This is a genomic window from Bacteroidota bacterium, assembly GCA_016713765.1.
GTDB lineage: Bacteria > Bacteroidota > Bacteroidia > AKYH767-A > 2013-40CM-41-45 > Pollutiaquabacter > Pollutiaquabacter aromativorans.
The window spans coordinates 2,481,337-2,498,365 of record JADJON010000001.1 but is presented as its reverse complement, the minus strand read 5'-3'; the positions used below and the strand labels follow the sequence as shown (position 1 = coordinate 2,498,365).

Genomic DNA, 17,029 nt, shown 5'->3' with positions numbered 1-17,029 from the left:
TTCCTGCCCGGCTTCTGGATCCGGTTCGTTCCCTGTTGAAGGTGCCGTCAAAAATTGTCATTACCACCCACCACCGTCCGGATGGTGATGCCATGGGATCCTCCTTAGGATTGTATCATTGGTTGTTATCCCAGGGGCACACCGTTCGGGTCGTCGCCCCCAGCGATTATCCGGATTTCCTGCAATGGTTGCCCGGTAATGATCAGGTCCTGCAATTCACCCGTGAGCCGGAACAGTGCATCGAACATTTCAATGCTGCAGCGATCATCTTTTGCCTCGACTTCAACTGGATGAGCCGGGTGGAACAAATGGAACCCGTTCTCCGCGGAGCCGCTGCGGTGAAAGTACTGATCGATCATCACCTGGATCCGGAGCCCGCCTTCGATCACATTTTCTCCTATCCGGAGGCTTGCAGCACGTCGGAACTCATCTATCAGTTCATCGTCAGTTTGGGCGGACGTGATCAGGTTTCCAAAGCATCCGCCGAATGCCTCTATTGCGGAATCATGACCGACACCAATTCGTTCCGCTACGAGTCGATGCGCTCCGATACCCACCGGATCATCGCCGACCTGATGGATGCCGGAGCGGTCAACTACCGGATCCACGAGCTGGTCTATGATAATTTCACCGAGAACCGCCTGCGCCTGATGGGGTACGTTCTCAAGGATAAATTGACCGTCCTCCATGAATACCGCACGGCCTACATAGCGCTCAGCGCCGAAGAACATGCCATGTTCAATTTCCGAACCGGCGATACGGAAGGACTGGTGAATTACGCGCTGAGCATTCAGGGTATTCGTATGGCCGCCTTTTTCGCCGAGCGGGAGGGAATGATCAAGATCTCTTTCCGCTCGAAGGACACATTCTCGGTGAAGGAACTCGCTTCCGCCCATTTCAACGGTGGCGGACACCGCAACGCTTCCGGCGGACGATCCGATCTCTCCTTGCAATCCACGGTCGAAAAGTTCCTGGCCTTATTGCCCCTTTACCAGGCAAAATTGCTGTCCGAGTAATGAACAAGAGACTACTAATACTCGCAGGTGTGCTTGCCGGATTGATGGCCTGCCGACAAGAACAGCATCGCCAGCCAGCGGAGGCTGAATTGAAGAAGCGGATGGAAAATGTCAACCGCATACTCGTGGAAGATGAGTCGAAAACCATTACCGATTTCATAACCCGCCATCAGTTTCGGATGAAAGACACCGGTACAGGATTACGGTACGAAGTCATCCGCGAAGGGACCGGACCGGTTCCCGGTCCGAAAGACGAAGTCACCATCGTTTATTCACTTTACACACTTGATGGCACTCAGGTCTATCCTGCGGATACCCTGCATCCGCACGTCTTTCGCCTGGGTGCTGCTCAACACCTGAAAGGCGTAGAAGAAGCGGTTCAATTGGTGAAAGAAGGTTCACGCGTTCGGTTGGTATTGCCCAGCCACCTCGCCTTCGGTATGTTGGGCGATCAGGATAAGATCCCCGGTGCCACACCGGTTTACCTGGATCTCGAGTTAAAGAAAGTCAACCCATGAACAATAAGTACACGATATGCTTCGCCCTCGTGCTGATCTTTCTGGCAAGCTGCCAGCGGAATGGTACGGAAAAGAAGACCGCCAGCGGTTTTACGTATCGGGTTTACAAGAACATAGACGGCCCGAAGCCCAAAGTCGGTGACTATGTGACCATTCACCTCGTCAATCGTACGGCGGACGATAGCATCCTCTTTGATTCAAGAAAAGCCGGACAGCCCATGCGGTTCCGGTTGGAGCGAATTCCGTTCGAAGGATCATTCGAAAAAGGTCTGACCTACATCTCGCCCGGCGACAGCGCTACTTTTTATGTGCCGGCTGATTCCTTGTACGATTACCTGTATATACGAAAGGGTATCCAGGTAGAGCAGGAGAAGACGAGCTTCCGGAAAGGATCCATGATCCGGTTTGATATCAGCTTGCTGCGCGTCGAGGATTATGTGACGGCGGAGCAGGAAATGTTGCAACGTGCTTCCGAAATGGAAAAGAAAGAACGGGAGTCCTTGGCCGGTTATGTACAGGCTCAGCGCCTCGATTCACTCCGGCAGCCGGAAGGCTACTGGCTGCAACAGGTGGAGGCAGGAAAAGGGGAGAAACTGGATTCGGGTAATGTCGTCGTCGTCGAATACACCGGCTACAAACTCGATGGTACGGTCGTAGACGACAGCCGTAATTCAGGAAAAGCCTATCGCTTCCTGCCGGGCGCCCGACAAGTAGTACCCGGTTGGGAACTGGCCGTGAAGGGGAAACGCGTCGGCGACCGATTGAAAATTGTATTGCCTTCTTCTTTGGCTTACGGAGCGGAAGGATTCAGCGACCCCAGAACGGGTACCTACCTGATTGAACCGTACACGCCCCTGGTGTTCGACATCAGGATCCTTGCACAAGAGCCGGTAGAAGTAAGTGCAGGAAAGTAACCGTCCACTGTTTGGATTTACGCACCAAGGATGAAGACACAGGGACGTTTATGTAAACCCGGTTTCTTCTTTTTCCAATCGGCAAGGCTGCTTGTCTGAACGAGCTCTTGTTCGGTTTCCAGGTCCACGGCAATGCACAAAAGCAGGCTCGGGTCACACGTGCGCAAGATGTCGTCGAACAACGCGTCGTTTCGGTAAGGCGTTTCGATAAACAGTTGTGTGGTACCGTTCCTCCGGACTTCTTTTTCCAATTCAATCAATCGCTGTCTTCTAGCGGCATGATCTCGCGGCAGATAACCATGAAAGCGGAACGACTGTCCGTTCAAGCCCGATGCCATGAGCGCCAGGAACAAACTGGAGGATCCGGCAATGGGATGCACCCGGATTCCTTTTTGCTGGGCCAGACGCACCAGGGCTGCACCGGGATCAGCGATGCCGGGCAGTCCCGCTTCGCTGATGATGCCGCAATCATGCCCGTCAAGGACTGGACGAAGCAGGGGAGCGACCGATTCCGGAAGTGTATGCTCGTTCAATTCTGCTATCACGATTTCCTGCAGCGGCATCGGATGCTGGATCGCCTTTAGAAAACTGCGAGCCGATTTCGCGTCTTCGGCCACGAAGTATTTGAGTCGACAGGTCACATCCAGCGAACGCTGACTGAGCAGTCGCTGGTCGCGATCGCCAAGAAAAGTTGGTAAAAGGTAGAGTGATCCGGTCGACATGGTTGATCAAAGCGCTTCGGTCCCTGACCGTGCTTTTCGGATGAACGCGAGGCTGGCCCGTTCCAGCAGATCGTAAACGGAGTGGAAGCCGTCTTCGTCGCCGTACCAGGGATCCGGCACTTCCGCATCGCTCATCGGTTGGAGTTGGTGCAGGAATAGATCGACTTTCTGCCGGTCCTCCTCATTCCGTGCCAATGCGAGCACATTGCTGCGGTTGGATCGGTCCATAACAAAGATCCGGTCGAACCGATCGAAATCGTCGGCTGAAAACTGTCGCGCACGAAGCTGGGAAATATCAACACCGTATTGCTTTGCGGCACGGATGGCGCGTTTATCTGGCGCTTCGCCAACATGCCAGCCACCGGTTCCCGCGCTGTCGACGGTAATCGACCATCCCTGCTCTTCGGCGTGGTGACGCAGAATGCCTTCCGCCATCGGCGAGCGGCAGATGTTGCCCAGGCAGACCATCAGAACTTTCATAGGACAGAACCTGAATTAAGGGATCCGGTAATGGGCCTTGCCCCGAACGACGGCTACCGGTTTTCCGGTGAACTGCCTGCCGATGTAAGGCGTGTTCCGTGAACGCGACCGAAGATGATCGGCCTGCAGGCTCCAGGTATCGTCCGGTGCGTAAACGGTCAGCTCCGCTTCTGCGCCGACTTCGATCCGTGGTAGCTCCAGTCCAAGAACTTTTCGTGGCGCGATGGCGAATGCGTCGATCAGACGATCCAACGGTACCTTGTCCTTCGTTGCCGTTCGGGCGACGCCAAAGGCGGATTCGAGTCCGATCATGCCATAAGCTGCAAGCGAAAATTCCAGTTGCTTGTGTTCGATGTCTTCCGGCCTGTGATTGGAAGCGACGGCATCCAGGGTTCCATCCGAAAGTCCTTCGATCAGGGCCTGCCGGTCGTCTTCGCCGCGCAACGGTGGTTTCACTTTGTAGTGGCTGTCGAAACGTTCCAGGACGGAATCATTGTCGAGCAGGCTGTATGCGGCGACATCAGCGGTTACCGGTAGTCCGCGCTTCTTGGCGGCACGGATGAGCGCGACACCGGCTCTTGAACTGATCGTGGAAAAGTGGAGGGGAGTGCCGGTGTATTCGACCAGTTGGAGATCGCGTGCGATCATCACCGCTTCGGCGATGGCGGGCATTCCTTTCATGCCGGAAAGCGTTGCCGGTACGCCTTCGTTGACCTGGCCAAGGGATCCAAGGAAAGCATCTTCGGGATACACCATCAGTCGACCGCCGAAGTTGCGCACGTAGTCGAGTGCGCGGGTCATCAGCCCGGTATCGCCAACCGGTCGCTGGTCGTCGGTAAAGACACGCGCGCCGGCCTGATACATATCGTACAATTCCGCGAGTTCTTTCCCTTGTCGTCCTGCCGAGATACAACCCGCCACTTCCAGTGCAACCAGGTGTTGGGCTGCGCGGTTTCGGGCGAAGGCCAGCCCGCTCGGATGTTCGATCGGCGGATTGGTCGAGGGCATCAGCAAGACCCGGCTAAAGCCGCCTTGCTGCGCTGCATTCAACCCGTCCTGAATGGTTTCCTTTTGTTCGTCGCCCGGTTCCCGGAAATGCACGTGCAGATCGAACCATCCGGGCGATACTTCCCAGCCTTTGCCGGTGAGTACCTCACCGCGTCGCTGGGTTCCCGCTGCAGCAATTTCTGTGATGCGACCATCGGCGATGACGATATCGCGTTGGCTTCCGTTGAGGGGCGAGCCCGGTAGTCGGATACAGACGTTGCTGAGCGTGAGTTCCATGTCGGAGGTTTAGGTTCGAATGAGACGGATCAGAGCGACTTCGATGGCCAGGAACAGTAAGGCCAGCAGGATGCAGTACTTCCAGAGCTGGATGCCGTCCTGGGCTCGGGTGATGGCGTGTGTAAGATCGGGCGATTGACTATCGACCACATCGGCCGGTATTTGCAGTCCGCGAACGACCTCGTCGATCTCGGTTGGACGAAGATCCGATTCCTTGCGGTCGTAGTTGAAGGAGACCGGACGCAATAACTGTTTGTTCACCTGCAGTTGATACGTGCCGGCTTGACGGACCTGATCGTGGACGTACACCGTACCACCCGATTCATTTTGTCGGAATTCCGGCAGGATATCGAAACCGTCGGATGGTCGGACCAGGTGATACACCTGTTCTCCCGGAAGTAAGGTGTCGCCGGAAGAAAAGCCTGCTCCTTGTCCGATCACGACCGGCGGGTCGATCTCCGATGATCCGCTGAGCGCCATTTTCAACATGACCGGAACAAACAAGGCATGTTGCGGAAAACTGGTGTATTGTGGATCAAGTGGGGAAGCGAGCACCAGCACCTGCCCGGTTCCGAATGGGAAGCGCTGCAGAAACGGACTCCCGTTCTCCAGCCGCATCAGCACATCGCTTCGACGGTTGGAAGCAGCGCTCAGGTTGAAATAGCCATTGACCAGCGGCAGGTCCGGGTTCTCCGGGAGTGCTTTGCCTTTTTCGAAGACATCCCGGAAGAGCGGATCGTTCGTTTCGACTTTCCCGACCCGTGTGGCTTGTTCTACCAATGTGCCGGGAAAAGGCAGGTCAAACCGTTGCGCGAGGGATTGATAAGCTTCCCGGTTGGGAGCTGCCGGTGGAAGCAACATCAGCTTGCCCCCTTTACGTACGTAACGCTCGAGTTCCTGAAGGAGCCCGGAAGATGGAGCTTCCACCTGGTTCAGGATCACCAGGGGCGGTGTCGTGAGCGCATTGTAGTCGGCTTGCCCGACCGGCATCGAACGATACCGGAAATAAGGATCCCGACCGAACAGGGCATCCAGGTAAGGACTCGCGCCTGTGCTGCCGTTGATGGCAACGATGGGAACATCCGTTCGAACACGGAAGGTGAAGTGAAAGGTATCGTCGAAGGTGACCGGGTAATCCGTCAGGCTCACGATCGCTTCCTGCCAGCCCGGATTTTGGATTGTGAAGGCCAGGCGGACTTCCTGTTGCGCGCCGGCTTCCAGCGGAACGCTGGCGAGTGCCTTTTGATAACCGTTGATGGTAAGCCGGACCGGAATGTTCTCCAGCGATTTTTCGCCGCTGTTGCGCAGGCTCACGATCAGTTCATTGGGACTGCCCAGTTGCACCACCGGCGACTCGAGGTAACAGGTGTCGATGAACACATTCGACGTCGCGTTCGCCTTCAGGGCGAGCAGGTGGACCTTCACACTGGAATCGGCCGGGGCGGAAGCCATATCGGCGATGCGTCGCTGGAAATCCGATAACAGGTAAGCGTCGAAGGAAACACTGGCCGGCAACTTACCTGATTTGAGTCCGTCGCGTGCCCGCAGCAGGACCTCACCGGCGGTGCGTGCAGCCGGTCCGGCCTGTACCGCGTCGATCCATTGCAGGGCTTCGTCCCGGTTGACCAGGTGCTGGTGCCGGGCTTCGAAATCGTTGGTGACCAGCAGGAATTTGTCGGAAGGTGAGAAGGCCAGGGCGATTTCACGCGCTTTCTTCCTGGCTTCATCGAGCAAGGTTCCGTAACTACCCTGGGCCTCCATGCTGAAGGAGTTGTCGATCCAGATGGCTACCCGGCGTTCAGCCGCACGTTTGGCGGCGGAACTGGCCGGCAGGTAGGGCTGGGCAAAGGCGAGGACCAGGAACGTAACGGCCAGCAGGCGGGAAGCCAGGATGAGCAGGTTACGCAGGCGGGACCGGTTCTGGGTGTCCTGCCGGATCTCCTGCAGGAAACGGACGTTGGTGAACAACACCTTCTTGTAACGCCGGAAATTGAAGAGGTGAACCAGGATCGGAATCGCCAGGGCGAAAAAGGCGAAGAGGAACTGCGGGTTCAAAAACTGCATTGCGTCAAAGATACGCAATCAGAAGCGTTCGAATACGCCCAGCCCGAACAGGGCATAGTCGTACTTCACGGGATCCTCCGGGCACAGTTTCCGCAGGGCGGCGGTCAGTTCTTCGGCGGCCTGCCAGTCGTTGGATTTGCGTTTCAACAGGCCGAGTTTCCGGCCAACCCGGGCCGAATGGACGTCGAGCGGGCAGATCAGCGAAGCGGGTTGCAGTTGTTTCCAGATACCGAAGTCCACACCGCGCTCGTCGTGGCGCACCATCCAGCGCAGGAACATGTTGATCCGCTTGGCGGCGGAGCCTTTGACCGGATCAGAGAAATGTTTGTGGGAGCGGGCGGGTCCGGGCTCTTCGAAAAAGCGCCGGCGGGCGCTGCTGATGGTGTCGCGCAGCGGAGCATCGGGGCAGGCCGGGGTAAATAGACCCTGGAGCCCATCGTTTTCGCGATAGGCCCGTTGCAGGGCGCGGAGAAAGTAGAGGCAATCGTCCGGGTGGAAGGTTCGGTGGACAAAACCCCGGAACGGTTTCAGGTCCTTTTCTGAAAAACCCCGCACGAAAGCGGCGGGTGAGTCGTCCATCCAGCCAAGCAGGCGGGAGGCATTCTTCAGGATCACCGGTCGTTGTCCCCAGGCGATGGTCGCGGCCAGGAAACCGGCGATTTCGATATCTTCTTTGTTGCGGTAACGATGCGGTATGGAAACGGGATCGGTTTCGATGAAACCCGGCCGGTTATACCGGTCGGTCATATCGTCCAGAAAGTTCCGTAACTCCGCCGCCGACAGTCGTGCCATCGACGGCGAAGCTACTGCGTTGCCCTCAATGGAGGAGACGGACGAGAGCGAGGGCGACGCAGAGCAGCAGCACTAGATCCACCAATACGTACTTGAAGCGGGACATGACGGTTTGGATTGAGGGTTAGGACTTACTGCCGGACCAGGTTCCCGACAACCAATAAGCGGGAGACCTTTTTTCGTGGCTTTTGTTTGGATCGATATAGTTGGGGTTTAGAAGTGGCGCTTGCGGCGGCGATCCGTGCCGTGCACGATCGCGTGGGCGAAATACATCTGTTCGAGCAGTTCCTTTTCCTGGTCGCGCAGTACGTCCGGCTTCTTGTCCTGTCCGTGCTGGGAACCGTGCGCGTCCTTGTGCGCTTCGTGGGGTTTACGGAATTCGGTGAACATGGTATTGTGGTTTTGATTTTGTCAGAAGACGAAGTCCTTGAGCTGGTACACATCGAGCGGCTTCTGCAGGAAGCGCACGACGCTGGGGTGCATCAGGGCTTTGTGTTTGTCGGTGGTATCGGTTGAGGAGGTGACGATTACGATTTTGCACTTGCTGCGAACGAAATCGGGCAGCTCCGAAAACCGGCGGATGAACTCGAAACCGTTCATTTCCGGCATGTTCAGGTCCAGGAAGATCAGCTCCGGCACTTCCGTAAGCCGCTGTACCTTTTGCAAGTCCTCCAGCACCTTAACCGGGCTGTATTCCTTGCGGATCTTTTGCGATACCGATACCGCGTTCAGTATCGTTTCGTTGATGAAGAGGTCCACATCGCTGTCGTCGATCAGGACGACCTCCCGGAACCTCGGCTGAGGCCTTGTCTCCGGCAAGACCTCGATCGGTTGGATTTTTTTAGCAGTCATGTCAGGTGCTTCAAGTAAGTACCCAAAAGTACCCCCGCACCCTGCCGACAAAAAGGGACAAAACGCAAATAAATAGACATCCATCCACCCTCCCGGGGCAGACGGATGTCTTTATTTTTGCGAAAATTTAGCTGTTTATGGAATCTGTCATAATCCGGCATCAAGCCGTCAATCGTCCACTCCTTTCTTTTAAATGTTTGGAAATCAATCTTTTAACCATGTAAGCCAAAAAAAGACTCATCAGTTGCTTTTTTTAGACATTCGTTTTTCTCACTTTTCGAGAAGTGGATCTACCTGATCGGTTACGATAATGTCCTCTTTCGCATTCGGGTCCCCGAATACGGCAACGGACTGTAAAGCAGCATCACCGCCGAGATCATGGTAATTGGCATTGGAGCTGATCTTGGAGTAGATCTCGGCATTGATGGAAATCGGTTTCCCGGAGTTATCCGGACTTAACCCAAAGAGGGCGAGAATAGAAAGCAATAATTCCAGCATGTTGGGAATGTTTTGGGGGTTGTATCCGCAAACTATTCCCGAATGAGAGTAACGGTTATCACAACCATATTGATCTCTTACACTGTAAGAAATTCACTCAAATCGAGTTAACTCATGAACCCGCTGAGTTCATTAAAATCAATGCTTCTAAAGCTTAAGAGGGAGGAGATAAAGTCTCTGGTCCTTTTTTTAAATTTTCAATTACCCAACCCAAAGGAAGATTCAAAAAGTTCTCAGCTTGTAAAAATGATCCTTGATGACCCCAACTATTCATCATTGGATTTGCAAAGAGCAATCTACGGTCATGCGAATAAAGTTGCGTTTTACAAGCTGGTTTCGAGACTAAAGCAGAAGGTTCTAGAAGTTATGTTGTTCGATCAACACTTAGAGGGAGAAGCATACAGCCCTCGAAACAGGATGATCTATACCCTTAGAAAGAGATTGTTAGAAGTCGATATCCTATTCAATCGAGGCATTGTTGATGAAGTAGAAAGTAGGTTGAATGACTTAAAGAAGGATGCGAGGAAGTATGAACTTTATGATGTATTGTTTCAAAGTAATGTTGTTTTAAGGAGATATTTCATCACGAGGAAACGCACTAAGTCTCTTGAAAACATCTCCAATGAGATTGCTTTTTACAAAAAAACTGAATTTTTATTTGATCAAGCTGGAAGTGAGTTTAACAGAATGATGAATAAAATCAATTTTTCATTTACCAGCGAGGAGTATTCGGAAGAGCTAACTGTCTTAGTTGATAACTTAAGCCAGTGGTTTCAGGAAACGGACTCACCTACTATTGGATACTATTACTTACTCTTGAAATTGGAGTTATTGCAATCAACTAGTAATTATGATCAAGCCGAGAAAGTACTTGACCAATTACATCGCTTACTTTCTCTTCATCCTGGGTTTACAACCTCATCTCGCCAAGGAACATATTTATTGAATAGGGCGAATAACTACATTTACCTAAGCAATTTTGAAGAGTCTGTACATTATGTTAATCAGGCCATCTTAGAGTTTAATGGCTATGCCTTAAATATAGTTCTTTCGGAAGAAGTTCTCTTTTATGCAAAGTACTATTTAAATGATTATAAAGAATGTCGTGATATACTTGAGCGGGTAAAAAAGAGATTTAGATCTATCGATGAAACAGTAGTTAATCGGTTTAGATATTATCAAGCTACATTATATTTTCAAGATGGCAATTATGAAAAGGCTTTGGGCGAGTTGTCTTCTTTGCCGGAGATAGCGAGAGATAAAGAGGGATGGAATGTAGCACGAAAAGTCTTGCAAGTTCTCTGTCTTATCGAAAAAGAAGATTTTGATTCTGTTGATCTCAGTGTTTTTAGTTTACAAAAGTACCTTAAACGGATACAGCGTCAAAAGCACTTGAATCCAAGGTATCTTGTTATTATTAGAATACTTGTGAAACTTATAAATGAAGGTTATGATTATAAAACTACATACGAAAAGAGAAAAAAGTACTTTCAGCTCCTCTCGAGTAAGACTGGCGAATACAAGTGGAAGATAAAATCACCAGAGCTGATTGTTTTTAACAAGTGGTTTGAAAGAAAATTAATGTCAAGTATCTGAATTTTTTGCTTATATTATCCATAATTTAATGTTTGATATTTCTAATAATTGTCCGCTACTTCGCCAAAAGATGCTTGAAAGAAATGTTGGCGCGAACATTAAGGTTACCATTGATTTTGTCTTTGTTTAATTTTCTATCTCTTAAAACTATTGATGGAAGTAATTGTATTGGTGTACCTTCTGACACGGTTTCTTTTTTAAATCAGTCTCGGATCTCTCTTTCCGGATCATATCAACAATCAAGTAGAGATAATGGAGACTCAAAAAGCGTGCTTTGTGTTTTTACTGATGGGCTCTTTTACAGAGAACTTGATTCTGTTCTTCGTGGTAATCTTTCACTTCAAATTAAAGGTAGACTGTTTTACATTCGTCAAGAAAATGCGACTTGGCGAAAGTCAGAAGATCTTTGGTCAAGTCAAATTGATTGGTTGAAAGGAAACTCAAATATACTCAAAACATCATTGATTATTCAATTGGAAAGTCCGTTACTTAATAAGTATGAGTCTAGTACGAAACTTAAAGAGGAAGGCTTATTCCTGCCATTTACCCTGCACTTTGCTTATGGGTGGACGTTATTGTCTAGATCCGGAAATTGGAGAGTTGACCTACTGATATCAGATTTTCGATATAGAAGGTATAGGACGGTAGGAGATGAGAAAGTTGGCCAGATAGCTGAGATGGGGGCGTATCTACAAACGAGCTATCGTCAGTGCTTTCTTAATAAGATTGTAGCCACATTTAATTTTAGTGGAGAGTTTTCTCACGCTATGTTGGATGGGTATGGTTATCAGTCTTCATTGAAAGTAGATTGGTTAGCATGGAAATTTCTTCGATTGTCAATTTTGTCAGACGCGAATAGAAGCCGAATTACAGGTCAATTTGAATGGACTGCATTGGCTATGGCCGGGTTTGGTTTTGATTGGAGCCGCTGACGGGCGTGGGGGTGTTCGATTTCTGTGTATCTTGACCTGGTTCGCTTGCGATTGAAGGAGGGGATTGGACTATTCTAAATCCGCCTCTCCTTTCTACGAGTTCGAAGAGGCTGGTAGGGCTAATATTGTGAATCTCACATAGTCGTAGAAAGTTCTTCATGGTGATGTTCTCCCCATTCTCCCATCTCCAATAGGCAGTTCTGTTTAGATCGAATTCATAGCTAAACTGTTCTGCTGATCGATAGCCCTTTTTAAGGCGTAGCACCCTGAAGGTTACGCCAAGATTGATCATGCACTCGCTTTTTTTGGATGGATTTTTCATCTTTTTTTTGTGAAAATTGCGAGCATTTGATCGGCAACTGATGGACAATATTCAACTTAGAATAGACAGGGTTTTGGTAGCGTATTGTGGATTGAAGTGGGCAAATGCCCAAAGAATTAGCCCCAGGGAGATTCCGACGGATTTTTTACATTGCAGAATAGACTAACTATTACATGTGAATGGTATGAGCCAGTACCAACGGGTGAAATCAATCATACATAGCTTAACTTCTGCTGAAGCGAAATATTTCGAGAAGCAGCTTGGAAAGAAGGACTCAAATATTCGATTGCTTTATAAAAGGATAAGATCGGATCATTCTGTATCGAAGATGGCATTATTGGAGGGTGGGGCAGATGTAAGAAATCGAATGAAGTTGAATGAGCTGATTGCAAGATTAGAATGGACCTTGTTGGAATATCTATCTGATTGGGATGTAATTCAGTTAAGCGGATACCATAAGAGGGCTAAGACATATTTTGTGCAGGTTAAATCCCTGTTACATTATGATATGTTGCAGTATAGGGGTTTGAGATTCGATTCGGTAGAGAAGCTAACCTCTATTCAAAAAAGATTAGAGTCAATTGAATCATTTGAACTTTTATACTTTATCTTACGAAGAAAGCACAGAGTCGTTTCTCAATATGGTACGAAGGCGGAGATTAGGAGAGGTGAGAAGGCTATTCAAGAATTGGAATTAGTGACTAATTTAGTGACACAATGTGAAATATTGAGAAATAGATTTCATGATGCTTCTTTGAAGAGTATTTCGAATCTGAAATTGATTAAAGAGATCGAATCTGTTATTGAAAGGATACAAGGACTGAAAAATATGAATCGATACCTTGCATTAAAGAGGTATCTTGAGTTTTTTAGAGGAATATATTCTTTTTATAGACATGACTTTGCCGGTGCGATGGTTTCATTTTATAATACTTATCGTATTAATAAAGAGAGAGAGGAATTATACCTAACCAGTTTTAACTCTACATCACTTGCTAACATGGCTCTATGCTTAGTAAGTTTGGGGCGTGTGGAATCAGCTAGAATTGTGATTAATAAGTTTCTTGACGATTTACGCTTACCACAAGATCAAGCGATCGGCTATTTTCTATTGGCGAAATTGAGCTATCAATATGAGCAAGGGGGTATTGAAAACTTTGTAAGGGGTAAGTTGATTGAACTATTAGAGCATCGATATATAAATGAAGCGCTGCGAATGAAGGCGAATATTCTCTTATGTATGGATGGAATTAAATCAGGTTTGGATTATTACCCGCTCGTTAATAAAGTTCTGGCTTACAACTATCGTAAGCTCAAATTGGATGATGAGATTGCTATTCGTATTCTTCAAATTCAATTGTATTTACAATATTACCCGAATAGCCATAGGATTGATAATGCGATAGAAAATTTGAGAAAAAAGGTGGCAAGATCAATTGGCCAGACTTTTAATGAGCCTAGATGGCGAACAATATCTTCATTGTTATCATTACTATCAAAGCGTGGATATGATTACAAAATTATACTAAAGTCTCGACAGAGTGAATTTCAAGCACTTTCCCTTAATAAAGAGACTAAGTGGATTGGCACCTCCCTCGAATTCCTCCCCTTCGAACACTGGTTCAAATGCATGGCGGAAGGGAAGCCCTATACGCATCCGCCATACTTGAAAGAAAAGAAGGTGGTGGACTATACCAAAGCGGACGCGCGAGTATCTTTGCGTTGATGTCGTTGGTTCATTTGCCGGAAGAGTACCTGAAGTTGGTTCGGGAAAGCGGTTGGCTGTTGCTGGATACCCGTTCACCTTCGGAGTACCGGCAGGCTCACATTCCCGGGGCGATCAACCTCCCGTTGCTCAACGACGAACGCCGGGCCGCCGTAGGCACTGCCTATAAGCAGCAAGGCCGGGACGCGGCTGTTTTGCTGGGGTTTGAGTTGGTGGGGCCTTCCTTCGCGGGCTTTGTCAAACAGGTCCGGGAATGGACTGAAAACCGCGAAATTTCGCTGTATTGCTGGAGGGGCGGCATGCGCTCGGGTATCATGGCCTGGGTGCTGGAACTGGCCGGGTACCGGGTGCACGTCCTCAAGGGCGGGTACAAGGCCTACCGGGCCCGGGTAAGGGAGCAACTGGCAACACCTTTGCCCCTGCGGGTCCTGGGCGGTCGTACCGGCAGCGGAAAGACCGAACTCCTCCAGGCCCTGGCAGCCGCCGGGGAGCAGGTCATCGACCTGGAAGCCCTCGCCAACCACAAGGGCTCGGCCTTCGGCGGGCTGGGTCAGGAGCCCCAGCCGTCCAACGAACAGTTCGAGAACCTCCTGGCCGAGCGTATCGGAAAGCTGGATCCCGCTCGCCGCGTCTGGATCGAGAACGAAAGCCGCACCATCGGCCGCGTCAAGTTACCCGACACCCTTTACGAAGCCATCCGCAACGCACCCGTCACCGAGCTGGTCGTACCCGACTCCGTGCGACGCGAACGCATCCTGCACGAATACGGAAGCTTTCCCGTCGAGCAACTCGCCGAGAAAACCGCCCAGCTCCAAAAACGCCTCGGCCTCGAACGCACCCGCACCGCCGTCACCGCCCTCCACGAAGGCCGCCTCCACGACTGGCTCGACTGCATCCTGCCGTACTACGACAAGACGTATGACTATGGTAATTCGTTGAGGGAGGAGGGGAGTCTTATAAAAGTCGTTTCTAAAACCAATGAATCCTATACGGACATTGCCAAACGTATTATTAGCATTTCATGAAGCAAAAGATGTTCGTGTTAGGTGCCGGCTCCTCGAAGGATATCTATGGTGATTTCTATTCGGGAGCTGAGCTCTTTCATATGGTTGTCCACTACTTTTTTCCTCAGCGTAAAAGCAATGGTATAGGGTATGTTTCTGACATGATGAATCAGATTAGTTCTAATGCTGTAGCAAATATATCGGACGATGAGCTCCTATTAATTCGAGAGAAACTGTGGGAGCGTGACGCGCATGATTATGTCCAAGTGATTAGAAAAAGTAGTCATGCTACTTACAGCATTGATAAATTTATTAAGGAAGATCTTGGCAAACTCCGAGACGATTTGCGTAAAAGAGCTACAATATGGATCAAAGCATCAATTACTCACCTTATTAAAGGAATGGAATATGCATACTTTGAGAGTGAAAAGAAGTTTTCTCAATATCAGAATTCATGGATTTATGGCTTAATAAAGCATGCAGAGGGTATAGGATTTGAAAATTTTTGCAGGAGGTTTTGTTTTGTAATTTTCAATTATGATAGATTGTTTGAGTGGTGCTTTATGAAATATTATCAAGGATCAGACTTCGACATGACCGCGCTGAGGGGAATCGTTCATCATCCATACGGTAGTCTGGGTGCGTTAGTAGATGTGCCATTTGATAAGAACAATAATGAGAGGGGTATCTTGCAGAAAGCTTTGGGATCTATGACTACGATGTATGAAAGAAGCGATTCAATAGATATTGATTTGTTCAATGAGTTTGCCGAGAGATTTGATCTTAGCCATATATTTTTTATGGGTTTTGGATATGATAAATTCAATCTTCGGTTCTTCGACAAGATTTTAAAGAATCCAGACATCTTGAAGTCAGGTACTGGCCGAAACTTAAGCGATGAACTCAAAGTTCTGCTTAATGGAAAGTCAATAGAAACTGTGGATATGTATTGTAGGATGTTCTATGATGGCTATATCAAGAAAGAACTTCACTACTATTAGATTTACCCCAATGGCATTTCAACATGATTCACAGAATCAATTGGATTAGTATTCTTGGCAACAATTTCTATACCTCGCATCTCGTCTCTTGTCCCTGCCTACGCTAAAGCATCGGCAGGCAAGCCTCGCACCCCGCACCTCGTCCCACGTCCCTCGTCCCACGTCCCTCGCCCCACGTCCCTGCCTACGCTAAAGCTTCGGCAGGCAAGCCTCGCACCTCATCCCTCGTCCCTCGCACCTCGTCCCCCGTCCCATGTCCCAATCTCCCCGTCTCACCCAACTCTCCCGCGGCTCCGGCTGTGGTTGTAAGATCGCGCCGGCTGTTTTACAGGAGATCCTGCACGGGCGTACCGCGCCGGAGCATTTTCCCGGTCTCTGGGTGGGCAACGACCGCAGCGACGACGCGGCGGTGCTCGATCTCGGCGACGGTCGCGGACTGGTCAGCACGGTCGATTTCTTCATGCCGATCGTGGACGATCCCTTCGACTTCGGTCGCATCGCCGCGGCGAATGCCCTGAGCGATGTGTACGCCATGGGCGGACAACCCGTCATGGCCCTGGCGATTCTCGGATTTCCGGTTGATAAGCTATCGCCGGCGGTAGCCGCCACCATGCTCGACGGCGCCCGTGCGATCTGCGAAGAGGCGGGCATCCCGCTCGCGGGCGGACATACCATCGACGCTCCAGAGCCGCTCTTCGGATTGTCGGTGAACGGGCTGGTCAGCCGCGATCACCTCCGCACCAACGGAGGCGCCAGACCGGGCGATCGTATCTACCTCACCAAGCCGCTGGGTACGGGCATCGTCGCCGCGGCCCTGAAGCGGGACAAGGCCGATCCGGCACACGTACGGGCGGCGGTCGATTCCATGACCCGACTTAACACGCTTGGCAGCCGGCTGGGAAAAGAGCCAGCCGTACACGCGCTCACCGATGTCACCGGCTTCGGACTACTCGGTCACCTGGCCGAGGTCTGCGAAAGCTCCGGCGTATCGGCAAGGATCGATTACCAGAACGTGCCACTCTTGCCGGGTGTAAAAACCTATATGGACCAGTTCATCTTTCCCGATAACACCTACCGCAACTGGAACAGCCTCGAAAAAAAAGTCAGCGGCATCAACGGCCCCGAGTTCATCGCGCTATGCGATCCGCAGACGAGTGGGGGATTACTGGTGACGATCGAGCCGGGTTATACGATTTCCGGCGACTTTGGCAGCGATTTATGGCAGATCGGCTTGGTCGTTGATCGCGCTGAAATGCTCGTCGAAGTACACTGAAGTGGTGAGAAGTTTAGTACCTTCCATGGCGAATC

At 50.4% G+C, this 17,029-nt stretch carries 17 protein-coding genes; 9 read left to right on the top strand and 8 right to left on the bottom strand.

The features are described from left to right. Positions 1–14: 14 nt before the first annotated feature. From IPJ96_09685 to IPJ96_09675, 3 genes are read left to right on the top strand one after another with little or no spacing between them, the layout of a single operon-like run. Entirely contained in the window at positions 15–1,016 is a 1,002-nt protein-coding gene (locus IPJ96_09685; protein MBK7910619.1) for a bifunctional oligoribonuclease/PAP phosphatase NrnA, read from the top strand. After that, a complete protein-coding gene (locus IPJ96_09680) occupies positions 1,016–1,534 on the top strand; it encodes an FKBP-type peptidyl-prolyl cis-trans isomerase (protein ID MBK7910618.1) in 519 nt (172 codons plus the stop codon). Before IPJ96_09685 ends, IPJ96_09680 begins: the two co-directional genes overlap by 1 nt. Next, entirely contained in the window at positions 1,531–2,448 is a 918-nt protein-coding gene (locus IPJ96_09675) for an FKBP-type peptidyl-prolyl cis-trans isomerase (GenBank protein MBK7910617.1), read from the top strand. Before IPJ96_09680 ends, IPJ96_09675 begins: the two co-directional genes overlap by 4 nt. A 17-nt stretch (positions 2,449–2,465) precedes the next feature. Here the strand turns inward: IPJ96_09675 and IPJ96_09670 are convergent, their stop codons facing one another. The 8 genes from IPJ96_09670 to IPJ96_09635 all read right to left on the bottom strand — a co-directional run bounded on the left by IPJ96_09670 (position 2,466) and on the right by IPJ96_09635 (position 9,140). After that, positions 2,466–3,170 (bottom strand): SAM-dependent methyltransferase, encoded by a 705-nt coding sequence (locus tag IPJ96_09670; GenBank protein ID MBK7910616.1) that lies wholly within the window; start codon positions 3,168–3,170, stop codon positions 2,466–2,468. A gap of 6 nt (positions 3,171–3,176) precedes the next feature. After that, on the bottom strand, positions 3,177–3,650 hold the full coding sequence (locus IPJ96_09665) for a low molecular weight phosphotyrosine protein phosphatase (GenBank protein ID MBK7910615.1): 474 nt from the start codon (positions 3,648–3,650) through the stop codon (positions 3,177–3,179). 15 nt (positions 3,651–3,665) lie between these two features. After that, complete coding sequence (locus IPJ96_09660; GenBank protein ID MBK7910614.1) at positions 3,666–4,934, bottom strand: dihydroorotase; 1,269 nt, start codon at positions 4,932–4,934, stop codon at positions 3,666–3,668. Positions 4,935–4,943: 9 nt separating this feature from the next. After that, on the bottom strand, positions 4,944–6,998 hold the full coding sequence (locus IPJ96_09655) for a BatA domain-containing protein (GenBank protein ID MBK7910613.1): 2,055 nt from the start codon (positions 6,996–6,998) through the stop codon (positions 4,944–4,946). An 18-nt stretch (positions 6,999–7,016) separates the two neighbouring features. Further along, the gene (locus IPJ96_09650; protein MBK7910612.1) at positions 7,017–7,781 is read right to left on the bottom strand and encodes a TIGR02757 family protein; all 765 of its coding nucleotides are present in this window, start codon (positions 7,779–7,781) and stop codon (positions 7,017–7,019) included. A 222-nt stretch (positions 7,782–8,003) separates the two neighbouring features. Continuing rightward, a complete protein-coding gene (locus tag IPJ96_09645) occupies positions 8,004–8,180 on the bottom strand; it encodes a hypothetical protein (GenBank protein MBK7910611.1) in 177 nt (58 codons plus the stop codon). A 21-nt stretch (positions 8,181–8,201) separates the two neighbouring features. Next, positions 8,202–8,642, bottom strand: a complete 441-nt coding sequence (locus IPJ96_09640) for a response regulator (protein ID MBK7910610.1) — start codon at positions 8,640–8,642, stop codon at positions 8,202–8,204. 270 nt (positions 8,643–8,912) lie between these two features. Continuing rightward, positions 8,913–9,140: a hypothetical protein gene (locus tag IPJ96_09635; protein MBK7910609.1), complete on the bottom strand. Its 228-nt coding sequence runs from the start codon at positions 9,138–9,140 to the stop codon at positions 8,913–8,915. 114 nt (positions 9,141–9,254) lie between these two features. On the opposite strand from IPJ96_09635, the gene IPJ96_09630 reads away from it, so the two are divergent. From IPJ96_09630 to selD, 6 genes are all read left to right on the top strand, one after another. Next, entirely contained in the window at positions 9,255–10,736 is a 1,482-nt protein-coding gene (locus IPJ96_09630) for a hypothetical protein (protein ID MBK7910608.1), read from the top strand. Positions 10,737–10,810: 74 nt separating this feature from the next. Beyond that, positions 10,811–11,668 (top strand): hypothetical protein, encoded by an 858-nt coding sequence (locus IPJ96_09625; GenBank protein ID MBK7910607.1) that lies wholly within the window; start codon positions 10,811–10,813, stop codon positions 11,666–11,668. Positions 11,669–12,174: 506 nt separating this feature from the next. Next, positions 12,175–13,716, top strand: a complete 1,542-nt coding sequence (locus IPJ96_09620) for a hypothetical protein (GenBank protein ID MBK7910606.1) — start codon at positions 12,175–12,177, stop codon at positions 13,714–13,716. Next, positions 13,716–14,741 carry a tRNA 2-selenouridine(34) synthase MnmH gene (mnmH, locus tag IPJ96_09615; GenBank protein MBK7910605.1) on the top strand — a complete coding sequence of 342 codons (1,026 nt, stop codon included), beginning with the start codon at positions 13,716–13,718 and terminating at the stop codon, positions 14,739–14,741. The genes IPJ96_09620 and mnmH overlap by 1 nt, the downstream gene beginning before the upstream one ends. Then, positions 14,738–15,721 carry a hypothetical protein gene (locus IPJ96_09610; protein ID MBK7910604.1) on the top strand — a complete coding sequence of 328 codons (984 nt, stop codon included), beginning with the start codon at positions 14,738–14,740 and terminating at the stop codon, positions 15,719–15,721. The genes mnmH and IPJ96_09610 overlap by 4 nt, the downstream gene beginning before the upstream one ends. A 253-nt stretch (positions 15,722–15,974) precedes the next feature. Continuing rightward, positions 15,975–16,994: a selenide, water dikinase SelD gene (gene selD / locus IPJ96_09605; GenBank protein ID MBK7910603.1), complete on the top strand. Its 1,020-nt coding sequence runs from the start codon at positions 15,975–15,977 to the stop codon at positions 16,992–16,994. Positions 16,995–17,029 lie beyond the last annotated feature (35 nt).

Bases quoted from the DNA above. Each gene is read 5' to 3' on its own strand.
- IPJ96_09680 (MBK7910618.1), top strand. From the start codon at position 1,016: ATGAACAAGAGACTACTAATACTCGCAGGTGTGCTTGCCGGATTGATG.
- IPJ96_09675 (MBK7910617.1), top strand. From the start codon at position 1,531: ATGAACAATAAGTACACGATATGCTTCGCCCTCGTGCTGATCTTTCTG.
- IPJ96_09670 (MBK7910616.1), bottom strand. From the start codon at position 3,170: ATGTCGACCGGATCACTCTACCTTTTACCAACTTTTCTTGGCGATCGC.
- IPJ96_09665 (MBK7910615.1), bottom strand. From the start codon at position 3,650: ATGAAAGTTCTGATGGTCTGCCTGGGCAACATCTGCCGCTCGCCGATG.
- IPJ96_09660 (MBK7910614.1), bottom strand. From the start codon at position 4,934: ATGGAACTCACGCTCAGCAACGTCTGTATCCGACTACCGGGCTCGCCC.
- IPJ96_09655 (MBK7910613.1), bottom strand. From the start codon at position 6,998: ATGCAGTTTTTGAACCCGCAGTTCCTCTTCGCCTTTTTCGCCCTGGCG.
- IPJ96_09645 (MBK7910611.1), bottom strand. From the start codon at position 8,180: ATGTTCACCGAATTCCGTAAACCCCACGAAGCGCACAAGGACGCGCAC.
- IPJ96_09640 (MBK7910610.1), bottom strand. From the start codon at position 8,642: ATGACTGCTAAAAAAATCCAACCGATCGAGGTCTTGCCGGAGACAAGG.
- IPJ96_09635 (MBK7910609.1), bottom strand. From the start codon at position 9,140: ATGCTGGAATTATTGCTTTCTATTCTCGCCCTCTTTGGGTTAAGTCCG.
- IPJ96_09630 (MBK7910608.1), top strand. From the start codon at position 9,255: ATGAACCCGCTGAGTTCATTAAAATCAATGCTTCTAAAGCTTAAGAGG.
- IPJ96_09620 (MBK7910606.1), top strand. From the start codon at position 12,175: ATGAGCCAGTACCAACGGGTGAAATCAATCATACATAGCTTAACTTCT.
- mnmH (MBK7910605.1), top strand. From the start codon at position 13,716: ATGTCGTTGGTTCATTTGCCGGAAGAGTACCTGAAGTTGGTTCGGGAA.
- IPJ96_09610 (MBK7910604.1), top strand. From the start codon at position 14,738: ATGAAGCAAAAGATGTTCGTGTTAGGTGCCGGCTCCTCGAAGGATATC.
- selD (MBK7910603.1), top strand. From the start codon at position 15,975: ATGTCCCAATCTCCCCGTCTCACCCAACTCTCCCGCGGCTCCGGCTGT.